Below are 24,426 nucleotides of genomic sequence, written 5' to 3' on the forward strand. Positions count from 1 at the left end.
TTCCAACTGGAGGCTGACCTTCCGGAGGGAGGCAGAGCGGGCGACCCCTCACGAACGAGGAGCCGCCCTTCAGCTCTGTGTGCCCATCACCGCTCGTCCCACACCACGGCTCCGCCCTGGATGACCACGCGCGGGCGAGTCTGATCCCACAGGACGCTCACGTCCTCGAGCGGGTCCTCCCGGAACGCCACCAGGTCCGCGGCGCTTCCGACGGCCAGGTTCCCCCGCCCGGGATCCTGAATGAGCGCGGCATTCTCCACCGTCATCGACCGCAGCAGCTCCAGCGGTTCGAGCACCTGTGCCTGCAGCTCGATGCCCCGGAGCTGCTCGTCCTCCAGGTCACCCATGAGATCCGTGCCGAAGCCCACGCGCACGCCAGCCTCCCGCGCCAGCCGGATCGCCTGCTGCCCGGCCCCCAGCACCTCGGCGTTCTTCTCCCGCCCCACCGGACTCAGGCCGGCTTCCTCTCCCCGCCTGCGCATCGCGTCGTAGGCGGCGAGCGTCGGCACGAGGAACGCTCCGTTGTCCGCGATCACACGAGCGGCCTCGACATCGATGAGGTTGCCGTGCTCCACGGAGCGCACGCCGTTCGTCACGGCATGGATCACCGCCTCGGCGGAGTAGGCATGGGCGGCGACGTACCGGCCGCGGCGCCCCGCCTCCTCACACACCACGGCGATCTCCTCCGCGGAGTACTGCGGCACCGTCAGCGGGTCCGTCGGTGAGATCACCCCGCCCGAGGCCATGATCTTGATGACGTGCGACCCGGTCCGCAGCCGCTCCCGCACCGCCGTGCGCAGAGCATCGATCCCGTCGACCACCTCGTGCGTGTGATCGCAGCCTGCGTGCAGGTCGTGTTCCGCCGGACGCACGTCCCCGTGCCCGCCCGTCTGGCTGAGGACTCTGCCGCTGAACAGGTAGTGGGGCGCGTCCACCATGCCCCGCTCGATGGCCTGCTGCAGCCCGATGTCCCCGCCCGCCACATCACGCACGGTGGTGAACCCGCGTCTCAGCGCGGCGGACAGCCGGTTCACGCCGTTGATCACCACGAAGCTCGTGGTGCGGGTCGCCATCATGATCCCGCCCATCCCGGCCGCATAGGCGTGGAAGTGCGCGTCGATGAGTCCCGGAGTGACGGTGGTGCCGCCGAGGTCCGTCTCGACGTACCCGCCGGGCCCGTCTTCCGGAGATGCACCGGTGCGCGCGACCGCACCGATCTCTCCGATCTCCGCGATCTCGCCGTTCTCTATGCGCATGTCCCCCTCGACCACGAGGCCGGTCTCCGGGTCCAGGAAGCGGCCGTTGCGGAGCACGGCGTTCCAGCCGCGTCCGGGCCGCGGTCCGAACGCGCGCGGATGGGTCGAGTCGCCCTGTCTCATTCCGCTGCCCCTTCCGTCCGCTCCCGCCTCATCGCGTCTCGCCGCCGCCGGGTCGCCGCGGCATCCACAGAGGCGGAGGAGTCCTTCGCGAACAGGACGCCGTACTCCTCCTCGGCCGCACGCCGTGAGACGTACCCGTCCAGCACGTCCTCGAGCACCCTCCGCGGATCGCGGTCGAGCGGATCGCCGTACCCTCCTCCACCGCCGGTGCGGTTGTCCAGACGGGAGCCGGCCGGCCGCGGGTAGGTCCCGCCACCGGTCACGACCTCGGCCTCGGTGCCCGCGTCGAGCACCACGCTCGCGGGACGCCCCGGCCGGCCTCCGGCCAGCGCCCACGGCGGGGACTTCGTCTTGGACACGAGGCAGATTCCGGTGGAGTCCGCCTCGAACCGGTAGTGGCGGTGGACGCCCACTCCCCCGCGGTGCATGCCCGCTCCGCCGGAGTCCTGTTCGTACCCGTAGGCCTCGATGAAGAGGGGCGCCTTCGTCTCCAGCACCTCCACGGGATTGTTCCGGCACCCGGGCTGGGTGAGGTGCATGATGCCGTCCTGCCCGTCCCCGCCCCGGTGCCCGCCGTAGCCGATCGCCTCATTGGTGGCTTCCAGCCACGCCCTGCCGGTCCGCGGGTCCGTGCCCCACCCCATCATGGAGGAGACGTCTCCGCCGGAGCTCGCCGGGATCCGCTCCGGCATGCCCTGGGCCAGTGCCTTGAGCACCACCTCGCCCGCGAGGATCCCGGTCCACTGGGTGAAGGTGGGCATCGGATCGACCGCGTGCATGATGGATCCCGGCTCCGTGACGACCCGGAGCGGGGCGAAGTTGCCGGCCGCGACGGGTGAGTCCGGAGTGGTCAGCGACTTGAAGATCAGTCCCGAGAGAGCATGGGTCTTGCCGACGGGGAGGTTGAACGGCCCCTTCACATCCTTCTCGCTCCCCGTCCAGTCGATCACCATCTCCTCGTCCGTGACGGTCACCGTGGCTCGCAGCCGCAGCGGGGTGTCGAGATCGATCCCGTCGGAGTCCACGAAGTCCTCCGCCGTCCAGGTGCCGTGCGGCAGCTCTGCGAGCGCCAGACGGGCGAGACGCTCACCGTGCGACTGGATGTCCGCCATGGCCTGCTGGAGGACGTCCGCACCGTACTTGGCGGCGAGCTCCTGCATCCGCTGAGTCCCGCTCCAGCAGGCGGACACCTGTGCATGGATGTCGCCCAGGGTGCGTTCGGGCATCCGCGAGTTGAAGCGGATGACGTTGAGGACGTCGTCATTGGGCTCTCCGGCGCTGTAGAGCCGGCTCGCCGGGAACATGAGCCCTTCCTGGTAGGCATCGGTGGAGTCGAGGACGTAGCCCGCGTTCTTCTGCTTCAGGTCCAGCACGTGCACGCGGCACGAGGCGAATCCGATGATCTCCCCCGCGTGGTGGACGGGTGCGAACACCAGTGGGTCGAGAGTGTGGGCGGAGGACCAGTACGGGTAGTTGAGGATGAAGACGTCCCCTTCCCGCATGGCGTCCGTGCCGAGGAACTCGATCGACTTCCGGATCCCGTAGTCGTTCGCGCCGGTGGAGATCGCCAATCCGGGCGAGTCCGCGACGACGCTGCCCTGGGCGTCGTGGAGGCCGATGCCGTAGTCGTGGATCTCGTAGACGACCGTGTTGTACGCGGTGCGGCAGAGGTTGCGCGCCATCTCGTCCGCGCTCGCGATCAGCGCGTGGCGGATGACCTCGAGGACGATGGGGTTGGTCATGACTCAGACTCCTTCTGCGCCGAGGGTGATGACGAGTTCGCCGAGGCCGCCCACACGGAGTGCGTCACCGGCATGGAGGACGGTGGTCGCGGTGTGCTCTGCGACGATGGCGGGCCCGGAGAGCCGGTCCCCGGCGAGCAGCGCCTCCCGGGTGAAGACGGGGTACTCCTGCGGCTCCTCCCCCACGTGCACGGTGCGCGTGAGCACCGGCGTCGGCTCGCCGTCCACGCGCACCTGCGCCGCGGGCCACGCCGGCTTCTCCACCACGCCCACCGCGTTGACCCGCAGCGTCGTGACCTCGAGCGGGTCCGTCATGGTGTGCCCGTACAGCCGCCGGTGCATCTGCGCGAACTCCGCGGCGAGGGCGGCGACGGGATCGGCGCTCTCCCTCGGATACGGGACGGAGACGGAGTGCTCCTGCCCCTGATAGCGGACGTCGACGGTGCGTTGGAACGTCTGCGCCTCCGGCCCGAAGCCCTCTCCGAGGAGCGCTGTACCGCCCTCGTCCTCCATGCTCGCGTAGGTCTGCGCGAAGAACTCCGCGTCGAGATCGGCGAGCGGCTGCACCGCTGTGCGGGAGAAGTCGTGCTGAACATCTGCCATGAGCATGCCCAGAGCGGAGAACGCGCCCTGGCCCGGAGGCACGATCACGCGCGGGATGCTCAGCTCACGCGCCACGTCGACGGCGACCAGGCCGCCCCCACCGCCGAAGGACATGAGGGCGAAGTCCTGCGGATCGCGACCGAGGTCCACCGTGATCGACCGGACGGCGCCGACGATCTTCATGTTCGCGATCTGCACCGCCCCCCGCGCAAGCTCCGGGACGGACAGCCCGAGCGCCTCGGCCACCGGGGCCAGCGCCTGTGCAGCGCGCTCCTCGTCGAGGACCAGGTCGCCGCCGAGGGCGAGGTCGCCGCCCATGTACCCCAGGGAGACCGCGGCGTCCGTGAACGTGGGCCGCTCCCCGCCGCGGCCGTAGGCGGCGGGCCCCGGGTCCGCGCCCGCACTCTGCGGTCCCACCTGCAGCGCACCGGCCTTGTCGAGCGAGATGAGGGAGCCTCCGCCGGCGCCGATCGTGTGGATGTAGAGCGATGGGGTGTTGATCGGCAGGCCTTCGAACTCCGCACCCTGGTGGAGCACGGGTTCGTGATCGAGGATCAGCGAGGCGTCGAGGCTGGTCCCGCCCATGTCGATCGTGATGACATTGGGTTCGGACAGCTCCTTGGACAGGGCTGCCGCCCCCACGACGCCGCCGGCCGGGCCCGACAGGATGAGGTTGACCGGCTGCTCCGCCGCAGCCGCCGCGGTCATCGCGCCTCCGCCCGACCGGGACATGAGGAACCTGCCGTCGAAGTCCGCCCGGCGCAGATCCTCCCCGAGATCGGTGAGATAGCGGCGCATGATCGGCTTGATGTACGCGTCGAGGACGGCGGTGCTCGTCCGCTCGTACTCCCGGTACTCGCGCGAGAGCTCGTGGGAGAGGGTCACCTCGGCCTCGGGCGCGAACTGCCTGAGCACCTCGCCCATCGCGATCTCGTTCTCCGGGTTCGCGTAGGCGTGGAGGAAGCCCACGGCCACGCCCTCGTATCCGCCCGCGGCGATCTCGCGCGCCACCTCCGCGGCGGCCTCCCTGTCCAGCGGAGTGCGTACGGTGGCATCGTAGAGGGTGCGTTCGGGGACCTCGAAGGTGTCACGGCGCCGCACGAGCGGCTCGGGCTTCCGGAAGGTGATGTCGTACATCACCCTGCTGCCGGCCCTGCCCAGCAGGTACACGTCGCGGAAGCCCTGCGTGCCGATCACGGCGATGCGCGCCCCGGTCCGGGTGAGGAGGGAGTTCAGTCCCAGCGTCGACCCGTGGTTGAAGGTGCTCACCTGGTCGATGGGAGCCTCGACCTTGCCGAAGGCGTGGAGCACCCCCCGCTTGGGAGCCTGCGGGGTGGTGGGCACCTTCTCGAAGCGCAGTGCGCCCGAGGCCGGGTCCAGCCGCACCACGTCCGTGAAGGTGCCGCCCACGTCGACGGAGATCCGTGTCCCTGACTGCATGTGTTTCCTGTTCTGTTCGATGTTCTCTGCTGTGTGCTCTCCGCCGCTGTGCGCAGCGGCAGGTCCGCTATCTGAAGATGCGGCCCAGGGAGGCGAACGCATCGCCGGTGATGATCCCCGCGCCGATGAGCTGCAGGTCCTCCTCCGCCTGGCGGCCCTTGAGCCTCACGACCACGAGCTTGACCGCGAGGGCGCCCAGCACCAGCCAGCCGGCGTAGGGGGCGGCGATGAGCAGGCCGGTGGCGAGCATGATGCCCATCTGCCGGGTGGCCCCGCCCGCCGCCTGCAGCGCCGCACCCAGCAGCGCCCACAGGAGCATGGTCTGCAGCGCCTCGGTGTTCGTAAGCCCCACCTTGATCGTGTCTGCGAAGACCACCGCCACCGGAGGGATGCGGTCTGCTTCGAAGTAGGGCTTCCAGAGGAGGGCGGCCATTCCCATGGCGACGACGAATCCGATCATCGCGGAGTAGTACTGCTGCTTCCGTCCCGAGCGCTCGTAGTCGGCGTATCCGGGGTGACGCGAGTGCACCTTGCGCAGGATCCATCCGGTCTTGAGGTCGTAGCCCATGTCGGAGAAGGCCGGACCGGTGGAGGCCGTGTAGCCCACCAGGACGAGCAGCGGTTCCGGCGGGAATCCGATGGCGAGCCCGAGCACCAGGAAGATCAGGGTGATCGCCGTGGCGGGGAACCACCCCGCGTGCATCGCGGCGAGGCCGACGATGAGCTCGCTGACGAACGCGGCGACTGCGGCGTAGAGGACCCAGCCGATCAGCACCGGGATCGACATCTCCGCGTAGATGCCGGAGACGAAGGCGAGGAGGATCGCCACCGCGATGAAGAGCAGGAAGCCCGAACCGAGCCCGCCGCGCAGACGGCGCGGGCTCACGGTGTCCGCCATCGCCGGATCCGGGTCCGGATCGGGGGCGGCTTCCTGAACGGGCTGTGCGTCCCGCTTCGCCCGCTGCCGCCGGAAGAGGATGAACCCCGCCTGGACAAGTGCGATGACTCCGGCGCCGATCATGATCCCGTGGGGGATGTAGTTCTCGGCCAGCGAGAAGTCCGCAAGCCCCGGCAGCAGCGAATAGTACTGCACGATGAGGAGGCCCAGGCCGAACATCAGGAGTGCGATGACGTTGCCGATGAGAGCCACCCCCGCCGCGGAGGCGGAGAGGCCGAACCAGGCGAGGACGAAGCCGATCACCCCGCCGGCCACCAGCACCTTGGCGCGGCGGCCGCCCTGGTCCCCGGCCTTGATCGCCTCCGCCGCCGCGACTCCCGGGGGCCACGCGTTCCGCGCGGAGAGGAACTTCGAACCGAAGGCACGGTAGAGGATCCACGCGTCGACGACGAGCCCTCCGGCGGCCCCGATGAACATCGGCCAGATGAGATCCGGACGGCCGAACGCCCACGTGATCGCCAGAGGGGTGATGATGGCGTTCGCCGCACCGAAGGTGCCGGCGGAGATCGCCGTCTGGGCGAGGTTCTGGCGGTGCACGCTGCGGAACTTCTGGAACCCCGAGAGGCCGATCCGGCCGACCATCATCGCGATGAGGGCACCGATGACGGAGGTGTGGGTGGAGATTCCGAGCTGGGTGATGAGGTGGATGCCGATGAAGGCGCCCACCGCCGCGAGCACGACCGTCAGCACGAGCGTGCCGGGTTCGAACGCCCTCGGGTGGGGCGGTATCTGCTGGTCCGCTCCGGACCTCGCATCTGCTGTCATTGCCGGGCCTCTCTCGTCGGGGAGCCGCCGTGGGCGCGCTCGGCCTGCGTTCGGGGCATGCCTCCGCGCGTAGGGCGCAGAGTCATGGGAACAGAGGCGAGATCGCGCCCGTGCCGCTCACCCGGTTGCGTTCGCAGCAGCGCGGAAACTCCGAGTCAAAACGATTTGACTCTGCAGAGTCTCCATCAGTGACTCCCATCACGTCAAGGGAGAGTTTCAGGCACTGGGACGGCGAGGGTCAGCGCGACGTGGATTCACGCGCGTGCAGCACGGGCGCCACAGGGACGACTCCCCCCGGCGGCGCCTCACCTCCCAGCCGGCGCATCATGAGGTCGACCGCAGCAGAGGCGAGACCCTCATGATTGAGGTCCAGCGCCGTGATGGAAGGCCGCGCAGTCCGCGAGAAGGACGAATCCGTGAGCGTGGCGAGCTTGAGGTCCTGCGGCACGCGGAGCCCGGCGGACGCGACGGCGCGCAGCACCGGACCGCTGGTCTTGCTCAGGGAGAAGACGAGCGCATCCGGCGCGCCGTGATCGGCGAGCAGCCGTGACACGAGCGCCTCGGCCTCATCCGGTGAAAGGCTCTCGCTGAGCGCATGCACCTCCGTCCGGAGAGAACTGTCCTCGCACCACCGGGCATGGACACGGCGGGCCTCCCGGTTCCACGCGTTGTCCTCCGAGCCCGGCAGCAGCCAGACCCGTCGTCCGGGCCCCACTCCGAGCGCTTCGAATGCCGCCCTCATGCCCGTGCTGTAGTCGACGCCCACGGTCCAGGGCAGCGCGGGCCGGTCCGGATCCGGGTCGGCGCAGACGACGGGGATGCCGCGCGCCTCGAGGAAGTCGATGGTGGGGTCGGAGGCGTAGGGATGAGCGACGATGCATCCGTCCATCGGCACCGCCGAGTGCTCCTGCCGAGTCGGATCGGGGACATGGACGAGGCCTATGCCCCGCCGCAGGCACTCGATGGCGATGCTGCCCGCGAGCCGGTTGAAGGTCTCGGACGTCTCCGGGGCCCCGGTCGCCGCGAAGCGCGGTCGCAGCACCAGACCGATCATCTCCGAGCGGCCGGTGCGCATGGACCGCGCATGCGGATCCGCACTGTAGCCGAGGGCCTCCGCGGCCGCGAACACGCGCTCCTTGGTCTTCGCGGAGATCGCCCGGCGACCGGAATACGCGTGAGAGACCGTCGAAGGCGAGACCCCGGCAGCCTGCGCCACGTCCTTGATGGTGACGCGAGGCTGGCGCAGACGCGCATCCCGACCCTTCTGACCCATGCTCAGATTCTATGGGGGCGGGCTCCGACCTCCGCCCGCGCCGGTGGACGATCTGCACAGCGCGGGACAAATGCGGTGCAGATCACACATACCGCTCCGCGTGCCCCATCCATACACTCTGGCTCCATCCGGCGGCGCTTCTCCGCAAGCCGGAACCATCGACCAGCTGGAGGACGAATGCACCTGAGAGTGATCCTTCCCGTCACCGCCCGGAAACTGCTGCAGCCTGTCCTTGAAGAGGCCCAAAGCTGGGCCTCTCCAGGCGTGACAGTGGATTGCGCCCAGATCGCGCATGGGCCCGAATCCATCGAGTCAGACTACGACGAAGCCGTTGCAACCCCTGGAATCCTCACTGCCGTCAGTCAGGCCGTTGAAGACGGAGTCGAGGGAGTCTTCATCTCGTGCTTCGCAGAGCCGGCCGTGCACGCGGCGCGCGAAATCGCACCGTTTCCCGTCTTCGGCGGCTTCCAACCGTCCGTCCATGCCGCACTCGGAATGGCTGACCGCATCGGCATCCTCAGCATTCTGCCCGACGTCGTGCCTGGATTGGACAGGAAGATCGCGGCATACGGCCTCTCGCAGCGAATAGTGGATGTCGGGGTCATAGACATGCCGGTTCTCGACGTCGACCAGCATGACCTCCTCCTCGATCGACTCGAGCACGTCGCGACCGACCAGATCGCGCGTGTTCGAGCCGAGGCCTTCGTGCTCGGCTGCACGGGCATGCTCGGTGTCGCTTCCGGCCTGCAGCAGCGCCTGCGTCCCACGTTCGGAGAGATACCGGTGGTCGATCCCACCGGCGCGGCGATCCTGGCCCTCGAGACGGCGGTACGCCTGGGCATACGCCCGAGCGCTCGTGCCTACCATCCTCCGCGACCCAAGCAGCGCACCTGAACAAGGAACCACGATGAGCACAAAACCGCCCGACAACAGTCAGCCGGACAGCGACTACGCAGATGCGCCGGTGCCGGGCTCCGCACGGCGGCACTGGTTCCCCATTGCCGTCACGAAGTTCGGCCAGGTCTCCGCCCTGAGTCAGTTCCTCCTGGGATCCACGCTGGGGTTCGGAATGACATTCCTCAACGCGTTCCTGGCGATCACCATAGGATCTGTCATCCTGCAGGTGGTTTCCATCGCAGTGGGCATCATCGGGATGCGCACAGGATTGACCACATCGATCCTCGCCCGCTGGACCGGCTTCGGTCGAGGCGGTGCAGCCGTGGTGGGAGCGGTCATCGCCATCACCTCCATCGGCTGGTTCGGCATCCAGTCCGGCGTCTCGGCCCAAGGCCTCGCGTCGACCGTCGGCATCATGCCCGAATGGGCGTGGGCACTCCTCTTCGGACTGGCCATCACCGCCGTTGTCCTGTTCGGCTTCAGGATGATCGCCCGAGTCGCGTTCCTGGCCGTCCCCGCCTTCCTCGTCCTCGTGCTCTGGGCAGTCGCCCTGGAACTCCGGGAGCACAGCCTCTGGGAACTCGCCACTTCTCCACCACCGGGACCAGAGGTGGGCCTGCTCGCGGGAACAGGACTCGTTGCCGGCGGCTTCATCGTGGGCGCGGTGATCAACTCGGATATCACCCGGTACAACCGTTCCGCAGCAGACGTCGTCAAACAGACAGTGGTCGGCATCAGCCTGGGGGAATATCTCATCGGGCTGATCGGTGTCCTGCTGGCCCACGCGATCCATTCCGACAACGTCACGACGATCATCCTCTCCTCCGTGGGCTGGGTAGGCGTCCTCGTGATCATCATGGGCACCATCAAGATCAACGACATCAACCTCTATTCCTCCGTCTTCGGCCTCCTCAACTTCGTGTCAGCAGTCTTCGGACGTACTGCGGATCGCCGGGTGGTGACGCTCGTGGTCGGGGTGTTGGGCTCAGTGCTGGGCGCAGCCGGCATCCTCGATCACTTCACCGGCTTCCTCAACGCACTCGGCGTCCTGCTTCCGCCAGTTGCGGCGATCATGGTGGCCGAATACTTCGTGGTCCGGCGGTGGCGCGCCGAAATCGATCTCGCACACACTGAGCGGATCCTCCCCGAGACCCAGCCCAACTGGGTGCCCGCGACACTGGTGATCTGGGTGATCTCCTCCGGCATCGGATTCTTCGTCACCTGGGGTATCCCCGCGATCAGCTCTCTCATCGTCGCGTTCGCACTCTACGTCGTCGCAGGCAGACTCGGATGGGTGAGGGAGGTTGGACGCAGCGCCACGGCAGAGCATGCGCGAACCATCTGAAACACCGCTGCCGTCACTCGCCGGAGAGCGATGGCCCACCGCGACAGACAGGGATTCGAGCAGTCACACTCACGAAAGGACCACATTGCGCATAGGAATCGATGTGGGCGGCACGAACACCGACGCCGTCCTCATGAATGGAGATGCGGTGGCCGCCGCCACCAAGAAGCACACCACCGGTGACGTGACCGGTGGAATCCGCACGGCACTTGCCGAACTGCTCCGCCAGCACCCGTTCGCACCCGAGGAGGTCGACGGAGTGATGATCGGCACGACGCACTTCATCAATGCCCTCGTCGAGGCGGACCGACTGGCCAGGACGGCAGCCATTCGGCTCTGTCTGCCTGCAACCGCAGCACTGCCGCCGTTCGTCGAATGGCCGCAGCGCCTGCGCACCGCCATGCACGGCACTGCACACCTGGCACCGGGCGGGCACGAATTCAACGGACGCCAGATCTCGCCGCTGGACGAACGCGAGCTGCGGAGGCTGGCATCGGAGCTGGGCGAGGCCGGCGTGGAGAGCGTGGCGGTGACGTCCGTATTCTCTCCCGTGAACGCAGACCTCGAGGAGCAGGCGGCTCAGATCCTCGCCGCGGAACTCCCGGACGTGCCCATCTCACTGTCGCACCGCATCGGACGGGTGGGCCTGCTGGAGCGCGAGAATGCGACGATCATCAATGCCTCGCTCCGCAGGCTGGCCGCTCAGGTCGCCTCAGGACTGCGCGATGTCCTCGGGGAGTTCTCGATCTCCGCTCCTCTGTTCCTCTCACAGAACGACGGCACTCTCATGGACCTCGACACCGTGCAGGAGTACCCCGTGTCGACGTTCGCCTCCGGACCGACCAATTCGATGCGCGGCGCTGCAGTGCTGTCCGGCCTCAAGGACTGCGCGGTCATCGATATCGGCGGGACCACCAGCGACGTCGGCATCCTGCGTGCCGGCTTCCCGCGGGAGGCGAATACGGCAGTGGAGGTAGCCGGTGTGCGAACCAATTTCCGGATGCCGGATGTGGTCTCGATCGGGATCGGCGGCGGCAGCCGCGTGCACCTCGCCGAAGGCGCTCGTGTTGGGCCTGATTCCGTAGGTTACCGGCTGCCGCAGGAGGCCCTCGTGTTCGGCGGTTCGGTGCTCACGGCAACAGACATCGCTGTGGCGGCCGGGCGCGCGGAGATCGGCGACCGTTCCCTGGTGCGGGGCCTGGACCCTGCGATGGTCCGTGCGGCGCTCTCGGACATCGCCGCCCGAGCCGCGGCCCTCGTCGATTCGATGCGCACCTCGGCGGAGGAGATCCCGGTCGTCGGTGTCGGCGGCGGTTCAGCCCTCCTGCCAGAGCACCTCGACGGAGTCGGACCCGTGATCCGACCGGAGAACTTCGCCGTCGCCAATGCCGTCGGCGCAGCGATCGCTCAGGTCTCCGGTGAGGTGGACCGCATCTTCGCGGTGGAACCGGGACGCCGGCAGAACGTGCTCGACGAGGCTCGGCAGGAGGCCGTGGACAGGGCGGTGGCTGCAGGAGCCTCACCGAGCTCGGTGGAGATCGTGGACCAGGACGACGTGCCGATCCCATATCTGCCAGGCAACGCCACGCGAATCAGGATCAAAGCTGTCGGGGATCTCCAGACGGCTCCGCGCAGCGCAAAGGAGACACGCTGAGATGGCTTGGACCCTCGATCTGGACGACCTGCACGACCTCGCCCGCGGAGCCGCTCTGCTGGGCACCGGCGGAGGAGGCGACCCACATGTGGGCCGGCTCCTCGTCGCCGAGGCCATCCGGGAGCACGGACCGCTGACGATCCTGGACCCGGAAGAACTCGACGACGACGTACTCATCATCCCTACCGCGCAGATGGGCGCGCCCACTGTGGTGGCAGAGAAGCTCCCTGCGGGCACAGAGGGAAGCCGGGCCCTCACCACTCTCGAGGAGCACCTCGGAAGAACCGCATTCGCGACGATGCCGATCGAGTGCGGCGGCGTCAATTCCATGATCCCGCTCCAGCTCGCTGCTGTGCGGGGACTGCCGGTGGTCGATGCCGACGGCATGGGCAGAGCATTTCCGGAGCTGCAGATGGAGACGTTCTCGGTGTACGGCGTCAGCGGCTCACCTCTCGCAATCGCCGGTGAAGCCGGTGAGAAAGCCGTCATCGACACCGGGGCGGACAACAAGCGGATGGAGGACTTCGCTCGCGCTCTCACCGTGCAGCTGGGAGGGGTGGCGCACATCGCGGAGTACGCCATGAGCGGAGCAGAGGTGAAACGGGTGGCGGTGCCCCGCACCCTCAGCCTCGCGCTGGGTGTGGGCAGGGCGATCCGAACGGCACGAGAGGCGAACGAGGATCCTCTGCACAGGCTCGCACAGTTCCTCGGCACCACGCCCTACGCACACCTGCGGCACCTCTTCACGGGCAAAGTGGTGGACGTGGAGCGGAACACCGACGGCGCCTTCGTCCGGGGTGCGGCACGGATCTCCGGCTCCAGGCCCGGAAGCTCGGCCGCAGGCGAACTGCGAATCGGGTTCCAGAACGAGAACCTGCGCGCCGAGGCCGACGGAGAGCTGCTCGCGGTGGTCCCGGATCTCATCTGCATACTGGAAGCGGACTCCGCGGAACCGATCACCACCGAAGGGCTCCGCTACGGGCAGCGGGTCAAGGTCATCGGCATCTCCACACCTGCCATGATGAGGACGCAGGAAGCCCTGGCGGTGTTCGGGCCGCAGGCATTCGGCCTGCACGATGAATTCACGGCTGTGGAGTCCCTGGGAGGAAGCATCGTGGGAGAGGACTGACCCGGATCGATATGGATGCCGTGCGCACGAGAACCGGACGGCTGTCCGGGAAGAGCCTGGAGCCGATCGCGCTGGGATCGCGCCTGCTGGGCTGCGGCGGAGGCGGGGACAGCGCGATAGGGCTGCGACTGTGCGAGCGCTACTTCTGCGAGGACGCAATCGAGATGATCGATCCGCTGTGCAGGGCAGACGCCGGACATGCCGAAGGCGATGCCGTCGCCCTCGGCATCGTCGGTGCCGGCACCGAGCTTCTCTCGGAGCTCTTGCCGAGCGGCGACGAGTTCGCGGCCGCGGTCTCACAGCTCGCCCGGTGGGGGATAGCTCCGGCTGCCGTCGTACCGCTGGAGGCGGGCGGCATCAACGGGCTCACGGCCGTCGCCGCAGCCTCACAGCTCGGACTCCCGGTCGTCGATGCGGATCTGGCGGGCAGGGCCCTCCCGCGCATCGATCAGTTCAGTTCCTGTCTGAGTGGTCGGTCGCCGCTCCCTGCAGTGCTCGTGGACTGCTTCGGCCACCGCATAGGCGTCGAGACGGATCTCCGCGGATGCTCCGATGCCGACTATCTCGAACGCCTCATCCGCGCCCTGGTCCGCGAAAGCGCGGGGTGGGCCGTGCTCGGCTTCTCAGTGGGTGCGACAGGTGGCCTCGCAGAGGCAGTGGTCCCTCACACCCTCACGCGGGCACGTGACCTGGGCCTCGGACTGGCATCGGTCTCGTCTTCCTCCGATCTTGCGCTCTGGGCGCGGACGAATGAAGGCACTCTGCTGGGCCACGGCACGGTGAGCAGCCTCTCGCGACCAAGAGCTCAGGCCACGGGGTGCTTCACCGTCGAATCCCGGACAGGTCTGATCCGCATAGACATGCAGAATGAGTTCCTGCTCGTGTCGATCGACGGCGAGGTGGTGTGCACCACTCCCGCGATCATCGGAGTGCTCGATGTGCGGCGGTTCACCCCATTGGGAGCCGATGAGATCGCAGTGGGCACCGAGGTCTCCGTCCTCGTGCTTCCCGCGAGGTTTCCCCGCAACGCGGCAGGCTACAGACACGGTACCGGGCCGCACGCCTTCGGCATCGATCATCCTCCGGTGCTGCCATGATGACGATGCGGCAGCTTCTCCGCAGCGCGGGCGAAGGCACCTCCTTCTGTGTCCTCGGCGCACCACTCGCCGAATCCCTCCAGGTGACAGCAGTACGTCTCGTACAGGCAGGCAGCACCATGGTCGCTCCCTCCACCGGGGAACTGCAGGTGGTTGTGGGGAACACCGCGCAGAACTGGTGGTGGGACGCGCTCATTCGCCGCATCCGGGATGCCCGCGCCGCAGGTCTGGTGACGGCCGCGGACAGTGGCTTGGGAGAAAGTGCCGATCACCTTGCGAAGCGCCTGGGAGTGACGATCGTCCAGGTCCTCGGAGAACATGACCGGATCCTGGACTTCGCGGTGGCCCTGGGCGTCCATCTCGCAGAGCCGGCTCTGCACGACGCTCAGATCTTCGACGCACTCGAACAGGCGGAGCGGCGGCACCACCAGCTGCCGATCCAAAGTGTGCTGGATCGTATGGCCGCGCTGGCCCGTGCACCGGTGTTCCTCATCGCCGACGGCGGGCCGGTCCTCGTCTACTCCGGAGATGCGCCTCCTTCGATCCCGGCGCGATGGCCAGGAAGCTCAGGTCTCTCCCGAATGAGCACTGCCGAGGGGAGTCTGTTCGTCGCCAGACCCTTCGCCGTGGCCGGCGAACACTACGGCCTGATAGCACAGATGGACGCAGACGCACCGGCACATGCCGTGCGACGGGCGGAACGGGTGCTCAGCATCGGAGCCGTTCACGCCGCGCGTTGGTATGCCGAGCAGCAGCTCGAGGGACAGGTGGCAGATTCCACACGCGATGCGATACTGGAACAGGTGTTCTCAGGTCAGGAACAGGCGCGTGCTCTCGAACATCGTGCGGCGGAGCTGGGCATCGGATACTCCGGTGCGAACCTGCCGTTCTTCGTCACCTCCGGGTCTTCGTTCTACGGAGTGAAGGACATCCTGCTGCGCGGGCTGCGCGCGGAGAACCTCAGTACAGCTGTGGTGCCACGTAATGAAGGCTGGGCATGCTGGGTGCAGTTCCCTCGGACCGCCTCACCTGCTCGGGTGAAAGCGGGTGTGACGTCCCTCCGTCGCGCCTACGCACGCATCTCCCGCGACGTATCGATCAGCATGGGAATAGGACGACTGGTCCAGGGAGCCAATGAGCTCCGGGACTCGCTGGCGGAAGCACGAGATGCCGCCAAACTGGCGGCGAGCCGTCCCGCCGGGAGACGGTTCGTCAGGGTGGAAGGTCTGGGCGCGGCCGCACTGCTGCTCTCGTGGACCCAATCTGCACCGTTTCTGCCGCGTGCAACGCAGGTTCTGCAGCCCCTTGACACCCTCTCGGACGCCCATCGGACGACCGTCCTGACCTTCCTCGACCATTCCATGTCCGTCACTGACACCGCCGCTGCCCTCGGAGTGCACCGGAACACCATCAGAACTCGCGTTGCACGCGTGCGGGAGGTACTCAATGTCGACCTCGACGACCGGGACGAAAGGCTGGCGCTCCACCTCGCGCTGCGCGCCGTAGCCTCTGGCTGAACCCTCGCAGGGCTTCCGCCCCTCCCCCTGCACGGATCTCACCTCAGCCCGCGCGCCAGATCCGCCGCGACGGTCTCTCGCACCTGAGCCTGCGCCTCGGCGGAGAGCATGGTGAACGGCGCGCGCGCCGGCCCCACCGCCGCACCGCGGACGTTCGCCGCATGCTTCACCACCGTGTTGGGATTGCCCAGCGCCAGGCAGTTGCGGATGGGCCGGATGCTGTCCTGCACCTCCCGGGCACCGTCGATGTCACCGGCCGCGAAGCGGTCGTAGATGGCCGCCATGGTCTCCGGATAGATGTTCGCGATCCCGCTGATGCCTCCCGTGCCGCCGGCCAGCAGCGTCCAGAGGATGAGCGAGTCGTTGCCGGAGATCACGGAGAACGTCTCGCGGTCCGTGCGCTCCAGGTACTGCAGGATGGTGTCGAAGTTGCCGCTGGAGTCCTTCACCGCCACGATGTTCTCCACCTCCGCCAGCCGCTCCAGCGTCGCCGGAGCCACGTTGACGCCCGTACGCGCGGGGATGTTGTAGACGATGACCGGGACGTCCACGGAACCGGCGACCGCGCGGAAGTGATACTCGATCTCCGGCTGCGAGGCCGCGGCGAAGTACGGAGTGATGATCGACAGCGCGTCCGCGCCGGCCGCGGCCGCGTCCCGGGCGATGGCGACGGTCTCACGGGTGGTGATCGCCCCCGCCCCGATCACCACCGGTGCCGCGCCCGCCACCTCGTCGACGACCACGCGGGCCACCTCGGCCCGCTCCGCCGCGGACTGCGCGTAGAACTCGCCGTTGGTGCCGAGGGCGAAGATGCCGTGCACACCGGCCTCGAGCTGCCTGCGCACATGCGCACGCATGGCGGCTTCCGCGAACTGCTCGTTATCGTCGAACGCAGTGGCGATCGCTGCGAGGATTCCGCTGAGTGCGGTCATGGGAAGGTCCTTCCGTGGAGGGTCAGCGGTTGTAGAGCGGCATGGAGCCGCGCAGAGGAGCGGTCGCGGAGTCGACGGCGGCGAGCACGTCCTCCGGCAGCGGCCCCTTCGCCACCGCGGCGATGTTGGACTCGAGCTGGGAGACGCGGCTGGCGCCCAGCAGCAGCGCGCTCACGCCTTCGGCCCCGGCGACCCACCGCAGTGCGAGCTCCGCCTGCGAGATGCCGGCTCCCTCCGCCACGTCAGCCAGCGCCTCGCAGGCGGCGGTCACGGTGTCCGAGAGGTAGCGCTGCGAATACATCTGCGCGAGCACGGAGGCGGTGAAGCGCTCCGGCGCGCCCGAGACCGAGGGCCGCCGGGCCAGCAGACCTCCGGCCAGCGGGTTGTAGGCCATCGTGGCGACGCCGTGGGTGCGACCGCACTCCAGCCACTCGTCCTCGATCCGGCGGGCGAGGATGCTGTAGACGTTCTGCGCGACCACGGGGCGCGGCGCTCCTGCCGCATCCGCAGCGGCGAGCAGGTCGACGGCCTGCCAGGCCGCGTAGTTGGAGATGCCCAGCGCCCCGATCCGCCCCTCCGCATGGAGCTCCGCCACCGTCGTCAGCGTCTCCGACAGCGACGCGGCCCTGTCCGGCTGGTGGAGGTAGAAGAGATCGATCCTCTCGACGTCCAGGCGGCGCAGGGAGCCCTCGACGCTGGCCCGGAGGCCCGCGGCCGAGAGAGGAGAGTGCTCCCCGGCATCCGCGTGGGGAATGCCCGCCTTCGTCGCCAGCACGATGCGGTCACGATGGGCCTTCACCCACGGCGCGATGAGGCCCTCCGTGGTTCCTCCGGCGTAGCCGTTCGCCGTGTCGATGCCGGTGATGCCCGCGGCGAGCGCCGCCTCGAACACCTGCTGCGCCGCCGCGGCGTCCACGGTGTCGCCGAAGGTCATGGTGCCCAGCACCAGCGGAGTGAGCGGCACCGGCGCCCCCTCGATCGTCAGGTTCCTGTCTGCGGGCATGGGGTCTCCTCATCGAAGCGAACGGGCGAGCTGCACCGATTCTCCACCATCTGCGCGGAGCGTGCAATTGCTTGCGCATTTCACGCAGAGATGTCAGGCTTGAGCCATTCCCGCCAGCCGGTTCCCAAGGAGCGTCATGCCCGCCACACCTCCCGGAATGCTCGTGCTGGCGGATGACCTCAGCGGTGCCGCGGAGGCCGCTGTCACCCTGGGCGCTCCGATCCGCGTGCACCTGCACGCGGACGGCACGTCCGATGCCGCCGAGGACACCGCCGCGACTGCCCCCAAGCACGGGCGGAACGACCCCGGGACCGACCTCGCGGTCGATCTCGACTGCCGCTACCTCTCGGCGGACACCGCGCGCCGCCGGACGGCCGACGCACTCACCGCCTTCCGGGGCTCCCCTCCGCGCACGGTCCTCGTGAAGATCGACTCGCTGCTGCGCGGGAACCTGCCCGCCCAGGTCGGTGCGGCGCTGGCCGCGACTCCCGGCCCCGTCCTTCTCGCACCCGCACTGCCGCAGCAGGGCCGCACCGTGGTGGACGGCGTACCGCTGGTGGACGGCGTGCCGCTCGCGCAGACACCGGCCTGGGCTGTGGAGGACGGCGCTCCGCCCCAGCGGCTCGCAGAGCTCTGCAGCGCACCGTCAGCACATCTCACCCTGCACGATGTGCGCAACCACGCCCTCGAGCGCCCTCTCGCTGACGCACACCCGTGCACCTCGGCGCGACTGTTCATCGCAGATGCCGAGACCCCCGCTGATCTGCGCGCGCTCGTGCGTCTGGCGCTCGCGGCGGACGCCGTCCTCGTGGGCTCCGCCGCGCTCGCGCGAGCGTACGCCGAGGTGCGCGCGGAGTCCCGCACAGAGCTTCCGGCAGGACCACCCGCCGGTGTCCTACCACCGGCTCCCGCAGGAACCGAGGCGTGCGCCGGCCCGGCACCGTCCGCCGTCCCGGCCTCGGCGGAGCCCGGAGCCGCAGCGCATGCGGGCGCGACTCCGAAGGCCGCCGCCCCGAGCCGCACGGGACCGGGGCGCACTCCCGTCTTCATGGTGCTGGGCACGGCGGCCCGCCGCGTGGACGGCCAGACAGCACACCTGCGCGCGCAGACCGGCACCGCCGTCCTGGAGGTCCCCGCCTCGCACGCACAGCGCTGGAGGACGGACGCGCACGCGTTCGAGAGGATCTGCGCGCGCGTGGTGGCACGGCTGCGGGAGGGTGATCTGGCCCTCCGGCTCACGGACGACGGCGAACCCGCCGACCCTCGTCTGCTGCCCGGCCTGCTCGCCCGGCTCGTCGAGGCGGTCCTGGCGCATTCGGGACCGGTGCACCTCGCCGCGGCCGGCGGGGAGACCGCCCGCGCGGTGTTCGACCGCCTGCACATCGGCGCGCTCGAGGTCCTGGCTGAGGTCCACCCCGGTGCTGTGCTCTCCGAGGCGGTCCCGGCCGAGGGCCGGCTCGCCTCGGACCCGGCCCTGCCGGACCCTGTGCTCCCGGTCCCGGCACCGCGAGCCGCTCGTGCCCTCCGCCGCGTCGTCACCCGCCCGGGAGGGCAGGGCGAGCGCCACTCCCTCACTCTCATCCACCGAGCGCTGAGCGCCGGGCAGCGGACTTCTGCGAACCGCACCGGCGCTGCCTCCACCACCGTCCCCCACGGCAGCACCGCTGCCGCCATCAGCGAAGGAGATCGCATGTCCGCTCTTCCCACCGTCGCCGTCACCATGGGCGACGGAGCCGGCGTCGGCCCGGAGATCTGCGTCGCCGCCTGCCTCGATCCGACCGTGCTCGCCGTCGCGCGTCCCGTGGTGATCGGCGATGCCCGGCGTCTGCGCCAGGCGGCCGCGGTCCTCGGTCGTGAAGCGGAGATCGCCGTCATCGGCACGCCCGCCGAGGCGGAGTCCTCCCCGGGCCGCATCAGCGTCATCGACCTCGGTCTGCTGCCGGAGGACCTCCCGTGGGGCGAGCTCTCCCCCCTCGCCGGCGACGCCGCGTTCCGGTACATCGAGTGCGCCGCGCAGCTCGCGATGGCGGGCGAGGTGCAGGCCATCTGCACGGCACCGCTGAATAAGGAGGCCCTTCACGCGGCCGGGCACAGGTACCCCGGGCACACGGAGATGCTCGCCGCCCTCACCGGCACGGAGGAGGTCTCCATGATGCTCTCCTCCCCCAGGCTGCGGGTCATCCATGTGACCACGCACATGGGACTCATCGACGCGATCGCCGCGATCGAACCCGGACTGGTCGAGCGCACGGTCCGCCGCGGCCACGGCGCCCTGGTGCGCGCCGGGATCGAGAACCCCGCGATCGGCGTGTGCGCCATCAATCCGCATGCCGGGGAGAACGGCCTGTTCGGCTACGGCGAGGAGGCGGAGAAGATCACGCCCGCGCTCGAAGTCCTGCGCGCCGAGGGGATCGACGCGGCCGGTCCGCTGCCCGCGGACACCGCGTTCTTCCTCGCCGGCCGGGGCGACTACGACCTCATCGTCGCGATGTACCACGATCAGGGCCACGGCCCCATCAAGGTCCTCGGGATCGAGGCCGGCGTGAACATCACGGTGGGCCTGCCGGTCATCCGTACCTCCGTGGACCACGGGACGGCGTTCGACATCGCCGGCACCGGTAAGGTCGACACTGCAAGCATGAGCGAGGCGATGCGGCAGGCCGCCGCGCTCGCGTCCGTCTGAACCCCCGGCGGTCCCCGCAGGGCCGCATCCATCCACGCTGTGCCCGCACGGGCCCGGCCCGGCCTCCGAGGTGACACATGAACGCTGGTGACAGGCGCGAGGAGATCGTCCGACTGGCCCGTACGCAGGGCGAGCTGAGCGTGGAGGACCTCGCGGAGTCACTGGGCGTCACGGCCTCGACCATCCGCCGCGACCTCGCACGCCTCACCGCCGCTGGGGACCTGGCCCGCACCTACGGCGGCGTGATCGCGGTGTCCGCGCACCAGGAGAGTCCGCTCGCGGAGCGCTCGCACGAGGCCACCGAGGTCAAGCGCGCCATGGGGGTGTGGTGCGCGCGCCAGGTCACGGCGGGCTCACAGGTGCTCCTCGATGCGGGGACCACGACCGCGCAGATCGCCTGGGCGCTGCGGGACACCTCGCCCCTCTCCGTCGTCACCACCGGACTTACCTCCCTGCAGCAGCTGGCCGGGCTGCAGGGGACGGACATCACCCTGCTGGGCGGGCAGTACCGGGAGATCAGCCAGGGCTTCGTCGGACCGCTCACGGAGGCCGGACTGGAGAGGTTCACCTTCGACACGGCGTTCCTGGGCGCCGACGCCGTCACGGCGGAGCACGGGGTCTGCGAGGCGTCCCTCCAGCAGGTGAGGCTCAAGGAGCTCATGAGCCGCCGTGCGGAGCGCGTCTTCGTGGTCGCCCATGCGGAGAAGCTGGGGCGGCATCCGTTCCACGCCTGGGCGGATCTGGGCGCCGGATGGACGCTGGTCACGGACGAGTCCGCGGCCCACGAGCAGATCGCCCCGTTCACGGACCGCGGCATCACGGTGGTCCGCGTGGATCGCAGCGGTCAGGCGGTGGGCTGAGCGGCATCTGCTTCGCCTCCCGCACTGTCCAGGAAGTGGCAGACTGAGCGCAAGCAGTCCAGGACTTCCCCGGCAGCGAAGCCGGGGGAGTCCCCGCACAGAGTCCTCAGAGCGGAGACGCACGCATGCCACACCACCTCCTCAGCACCCGCCTGCCCGGCACCGGGAAGCGCGCCCGGCACCGCCCTCGGCTGCGGCGGTTCCTCGCCTGGACCACGGCGACCGTGGTGGTGCTCGCCCTCGTGGCGTCCGTACTGGGGATCTGGTCCGTGAGGCGCGCGTTCCCGCAGACCACCGGTGCCCTCGAGGCCGCCGGGCTCCACGGTGAGGTGACGGTGCAGCGCGACGCGCACGGCATCCCCACGCTCACGGCGTCCCGCTCCGACGACCTCTTCTTCGCACAGGGCTTCGTGCACGCACAGGACCGCTTCTGGGAGATGGACTTCCGCAGGCACATGACCAGCGGGCGGCTCTCGGAGCTGTTCGGCGAGTCCCAGCTGGGGACGGATGCGTTCCTGCGCACGCTGGGCTGGCACAGGACTGCGCAGCAGGAGGTCGAGGACATGCCGCCCGCGGCACGCTCCTACTACGAGGCCTATGCCGCCGGGGTGAACGCCTACCTCGAGGAGCGCGGAGGCGGAGGACTCGCCCTCGAGTACTCCGTCCTGGGCCTGCAGAACCCCGGATACACACCGGAGCCGTGGACGCCGGCGGATTCCGCCGCATGGCTCAAGGCGGTGGCGTGGGACCTGCGGACCAACATCGAGGACGAGACCGCCCGCGCCCTGCTCGCCCGGGACCTGGACCCGGAGCGGCTGGCCGAACTCTATCCGGGCTACCCCTTCGAGGAGCATCCCGTCATCATGGCCGAGGATCCCGCCGGGGAGCAGATCGCCAGGGCCGAGGTGCCGGCTCCCACGGGCGCGTCCGGCAGCGACGCAGACCCTGCGGATTCTGCAGGCTCTGCCGGCGAGGCGCAGGCCGGCCAGGACGGCGGACCCCACCCCGCTGGGCCGCAGAGTGATGACGCGTCCTCGGTCTCCTCCACCACCGCCTCAGCTGCGGCGACCTCTGCCGCCGAGGCCGGCCTCCCCTCCCTCGGAGACCTCCTGGGCAGGGTGGACGCGCTGGTGAGCGCGCAGGGCGAGGGCATCGGCTCGAACTCGTGGGTGGTCTCCGGTGAACACACGGAGTCCGGTGCGCCGCTGCTGGCGAACGACCCGCACCTCGGCGCCTCCATGCCGTCGGTCTGGACGCAGATGCAGCTGCGCTGCAGCACCGTTTCCCCCGAGTGCCCGTTCGACGTGGGAGGCTTCAGCTTCTCCGGCCTCCCGGGCATCGTCATCGGCCACAACCGGCAGATCGCATGGGGCTTCACGAATCTCACCACGGACGTGGCGGACCTCTACGTCGAACGCGTCGAGGACGACGGCTACTGGAAGGACGGCAAGAAGCACGCCTTCGAGACCCGCACGGAGACGCTGCGGGTGGCCGGGGGCGAGGACGTGGAGATCGAGGTGCGCTCCACCGGGCACGGCCCGCTCGTCTCCGATCTCACGCCGGAGTTCACGGACATCGCCGCAGAGCCGCGGGTGGGCGCCGGCACCGGGGAGGACGAGGTCCCGGTGGACCCCGCGGACCATGCGGATGCCGGGGCCTCGGACGCCGGCACAGCTCCCACCGGCGCAGACGCCTCGGAGGGTACGGGTCCGCCGCCCGGCGAGAACGCCCTCAGCCTTCGCTGGACTGCACTGGAGCCCGGCACCACGGCCCAGTCGATCTTCACCCTCAACCTCGCCGAGGACTTCGCGGACTTCCGCGAGGCCGCCTCGCGCTTCGATGTGCCCGCACAGAACCTCGTCTACGCGGATCGGGAGGGGAACATCGGCTACCAAGCTCCCGGCCGGCTGCCCCTCCGCGGGGCGGGTGACGGCTGGCTGCCGCAGCCGGGATGGGACAGCGCCTACGACTGGCAGGGCTTCATCCCCTTCGAGGAGCAGCCGGTCGTCTACAACCCCGATTCCGGATACATCGTCACCGCCAACAATGCGATCGTGAACGACGACTACCCTCATCTCCTCAGCCGCGACTGGGACTACGGCGACCGCGCCGCCCGCATCGACGAGCTGCTGCGCGAGCGCATCGCCGCGGGGCCCGTGACGAGCGAGGACATGGAGCAGGTGCAGATGGACGACGAGGCGCCGTTCGCAGACGCTCTGCAGGGGGCGTACGCGAGCATCGACCCGCCCGGGAATCCCCGTGTCAGGGACGCCCTGGGTCTGCTGGCCGAATGGGACGGACAGAACGATGCCGGCTCCCCCGCCGCGGCCTACGCCAACGTGCTGTGGAACCACGTGACCGAGGGCATGATGTCCACGCAGGCGACCGCGATGCGGGACTCCGCGGCGGACAGGAGCACTGCGGAGCCGCAGGAGCACGCAGAGAAGGACGCCGAGGCGGAGGCCGAGGACATCGGCATCGCCCGGGACGATCAGTCCCGTCTCGCACGCGTGTTCGCGCTGCAGCTCGAGGACGAGGAGAGCCCGTGGTGGGGCGGGTCCCGCACGCGGCTCCTGCAGACCGCGGCCGTCGACGCCTACGAGGAGCTCACGCAGGCGCAGGGAGCGGACCCCGCGGAGTGGAACTGGGGCGAGCTCCACGCGCTCACCCTGCGCAGCGGCACCTTCGGCGAGAGCGGGATCGCGCCCGTCGAGGCGCTGTTCAACCGCGGCCCGTACCCGGTGGGCGGCGGATCCGGCGTGGTGAACGCGACCGGCTGGGGTCTGGACGACGGCTACGAGACGAGCACCGTCCCCTCGATGCGCATGGTCATCGACCTGGAGGACTGGGACGCCTCGACCTGGCACCACCTCACCGGGGCGAGCGGTCACGCCTTCCACCCGCACTATGCGGACCAGACGGAGGCCTGGGCACGCGGTGAGCAGCACCCGTGGGCCTACTCCCCCGGTGCCGTCGGCAAGGCGACAGAGGACACGCTCATCCTCGAGCCGGCCTGATCGCCCGGCGGCGGCGAGCCCACGCGCGACATCCGCTCCGCGTGGGCGCCGTGGGCTGCCCGGCACCTGCTGCTTCCACCCCGCGCGGAACTCCCCTCGCAGAACTGTGGCGCATCCGACAGACGTGTGTCA

General features: G+C 69.4%; 17 protein-coding genes. 9 read left to right on the top strand and 8 right to left on the bottom strand.

The genetic code is table 11. The annotated features are described in order from the left end of the window. Positions 1–86 precede the first annotated feature (86 nt). The 5 genes from ABD240_RS14550 to ABD240_RS14570 form a co-directional block, all read right to left on the bottom strand. The gene (locus tag ABD240_RS14550; protein ID WP_344338033.1) at positions 87–1,379 is read right to left on the bottom strand and encodes a metal-dependent hydrolase family protein; all 1,293 of its coding nucleotides are present in this window, start codon (positions 1,377–1,379) and stop codon (positions 87–89) included. Next, positions 1,376–3,121, bottom strand: coding sequence for a hydantoinase B/oxoprolinase family protein (locus ABD240_RS14555; protein WP_291798190.1), 1,746 nt, complete (start codon positions 3,119–3,121; stop codon positions 1,376–1,378). The genes ABD240_RS14550 and ABD240_RS14555 overlap by 4 nt, the downstream gene beginning before the upstream one ends. A gap of 3 nt (positions 3,122–3,124) precedes the next feature. Then, on the bottom strand, positions 3,125–5,164 hold the full coding sequence (locus tag ABD240_RS14560; RefSeq protein WP_344338034.1) for a hydantoinase/oxoprolinase family protein: 2,040 nt from the start codon (positions 5,162–5,164) through the stop codon (positions 3,125–3,127). 67 nt (positions 5,165–5,231) lie between these two features. Further along, a complete protein-coding gene (locus ABD240_RS14565; RefSeq protein WP_291798185.1) occupies positions 5,232–6,887 on the bottom strand; it encodes an OPT/YSL family transporter in 1,656 nt (551 codons plus the stop codon). 238 nt (positions 6,888–7,125) lie between these two features. After that, a complete protein-coding gene (locus ABD240_RS14570) occupies positions 7,126–8,160 on the bottom strand; it encodes a LacI family DNA-binding transcriptional regulator (protein ID WP_291798182.1) in 1,035 nt (344 codons plus the stop codon). 189 nt (positions 8,161–8,349) lie between these two features. Between ABD240_RS14570 and ABD240_RS14575 the strand changes: the two genes are divergently transcribed. From ABD240_RS14575 to ABD240_RS14595, 5 genes are all read left to right on the top strand, one after another. Next, positions 8,350–9,054: an aspartate/glutamate racemase family protein gene (locus ABD240_RS14575; RefSeq protein WP_344338037.1), complete on the top strand. Its 705-nt coding sequence runs from the start codon at positions 8,350–8,352 to the stop codon at positions 9,052–9,054. Positions 9,055–9,067: 13 nt separating this feature from the next. After that, positions 9,068–10,402, top strand: coding sequence for a purine-cytosine permease family protein (locus ABD240_RS14580; RefSeq protein ID WP_344338039.1), 1,335 nt, complete (start codon positions 9,068–9,070; stop codon positions 10,400–10,402). A gap of 85 nt (positions 10,403–10,487) precedes the next feature. Next, positions 10,488–12,056, top strand: coding sequence for a hydantoinase/oxoprolinase N-terminal domain-containing protein (locus ABD240_RS14585; RefSeq protein WP_291796059.1), 1,569 nt, complete (start codon positions 10,488–10,490; stop codon positions 12,054–12,056). A 1-nt stretch (position 12,057) separates the two neighbouring features. After that, positions 12,058–13,185 carry an S-methyl thiohydantoin desulfurase family protein gene (locus ABD240_RS14590; protein ID WP_291796056.1) on the top strand — a complete coding sequence of 376 codons (1,128 nt, stop codon included), beginning with the start codon at positions 12,058–12,060 and terminating at the stop codon, positions 13,183–13,185. A 20-nt stretch (positions 13,186–13,205) separates the two neighbouring features. After that, complete coding sequence (locus ABD240_RS14595) at positions 13,206–14,282, top strand: DUF917 domain-containing protein (protein ID WP_344338043.1); 1,077 nt, start codon at positions 13,206–13,208, stop codon at positions 14,280–14,282. Here ABD240_RS14595 and ABD240_RS14600 read toward each other — a convergent pair. Then, positions 14,261–14,602: a hypothetical protein gene (locus ABD240_RS14600; protein ID WP_344338045.1), complete on the bottom strand. Its 342-nt coding sequence runs from the start codon at positions 14,600–14,602 to the stop codon at positions 14,261–14,263. The genes ABD240_RS14595 and ABD240_RS14600 overlap by 22 nt on opposite strands. Positions 14,603–14,908: 306 nt before the next feature. On the opposite strand from ABD240_RS14600, the gene ABD240_RS14605 reads away from it, so the two are divergent. Further along, the gene (locus tag ABD240_RS14605; RefSeq protein ID WP_344338047.1) at positions 14,909–15,799 is read left to right on the top strand and encodes a PucR family transcriptional regulator; all 891 of its coding nucleotides are present in this window, start codon (positions 14,909–14,911) and stop codon (positions 15,797–15,799) included. A 38-nt stretch (positions 15,800–15,837) separates the two neighbouring features. Here the strand turns inward: ABD240_RS14605 and ABD240_RS14610 are convergent, their stop codons facing one another. Together ABD240_RS14610 and ABD240_RS14615 are read right to left on the bottom strand one after the other, a co-directional pair. After that, a complete protein-coding gene (locus ABD240_RS14610) occupies positions 15,838–16,731 on the bottom strand; it encodes a dihydrodipicolinate synthase family protein (protein WP_291796051.1) in 894 nt (297 codons plus the stop codon). A 22-nt stretch (positions 16,732–16,753) separates the two neighbouring features. Continuing rightward, positions 16,754–17,734 carry an aldo/keto reductase gene (locus ABD240_RS14615; protein WP_291796050.1) on the bottom strand — a complete coding sequence of 327 codons (981 nt, stop codon included), beginning with the start codon at positions 17,732–17,734 and terminating at the stop codon, positions 16,754–16,756. Between the two features lie 136 nt (positions 17,735–17,870). On the opposite strand from ABD240_RS14615, the gene pdxA reads away from it, so the two are divergent. From pdxA to ABD240_RS14630, 3 genes are all read left to right on the top strand, one after another. Then, the gene (gene pdxA, locus ABD240_RS14620; RefSeq protein WP_344338050.1) at positions 17,871–20,417 is read left to right on the top strand and encodes a 4-hydroxythreonine-4-phosphate dehydrogenase PdxA; all 2,547 of its coding nucleotides are present in this window, start codon (positions 17,871–17,873) and stop codon (positions 20,415–20,417) included. 77 nt (positions 20,418–20,494) lie between these two features. Beyond that, positions 20,495–21,277 (top strand): DeoR/GlpR family DNA-binding transcription regulator, encoded by a 783-nt coding sequence (locus ABD240_RS14625; protein WP_291796047.1) that lies wholly within the window; start codon positions 20,495–20,497, stop codon positions 21,275–21,277. A 125-nt stretch (positions 21,278–21,402) separates the two neighbouring features. Continuing rightward, positions 21,403–24,294, top strand: coding sequence for a penicillin acylase family protein (locus ABD240_RS14630; protein ID WP_344338052.1), 2,892 nt, complete (start codon positions 21,403–21,405; stop codon positions 24,292–24,294). Positions 24,295–24,426 lie beyond the last annotated feature (132 nt).

Source organism: Brevibacterium salitolerans (assembly GCF_039531405.1).
Taxonomy (GTDB): domain Bacteria; phylum Actinomycetota; class Actinomycetes; order Actinomycetales; family Brevibacteriaceae; genus Brevibacterium; species Brevibacterium salitolerans.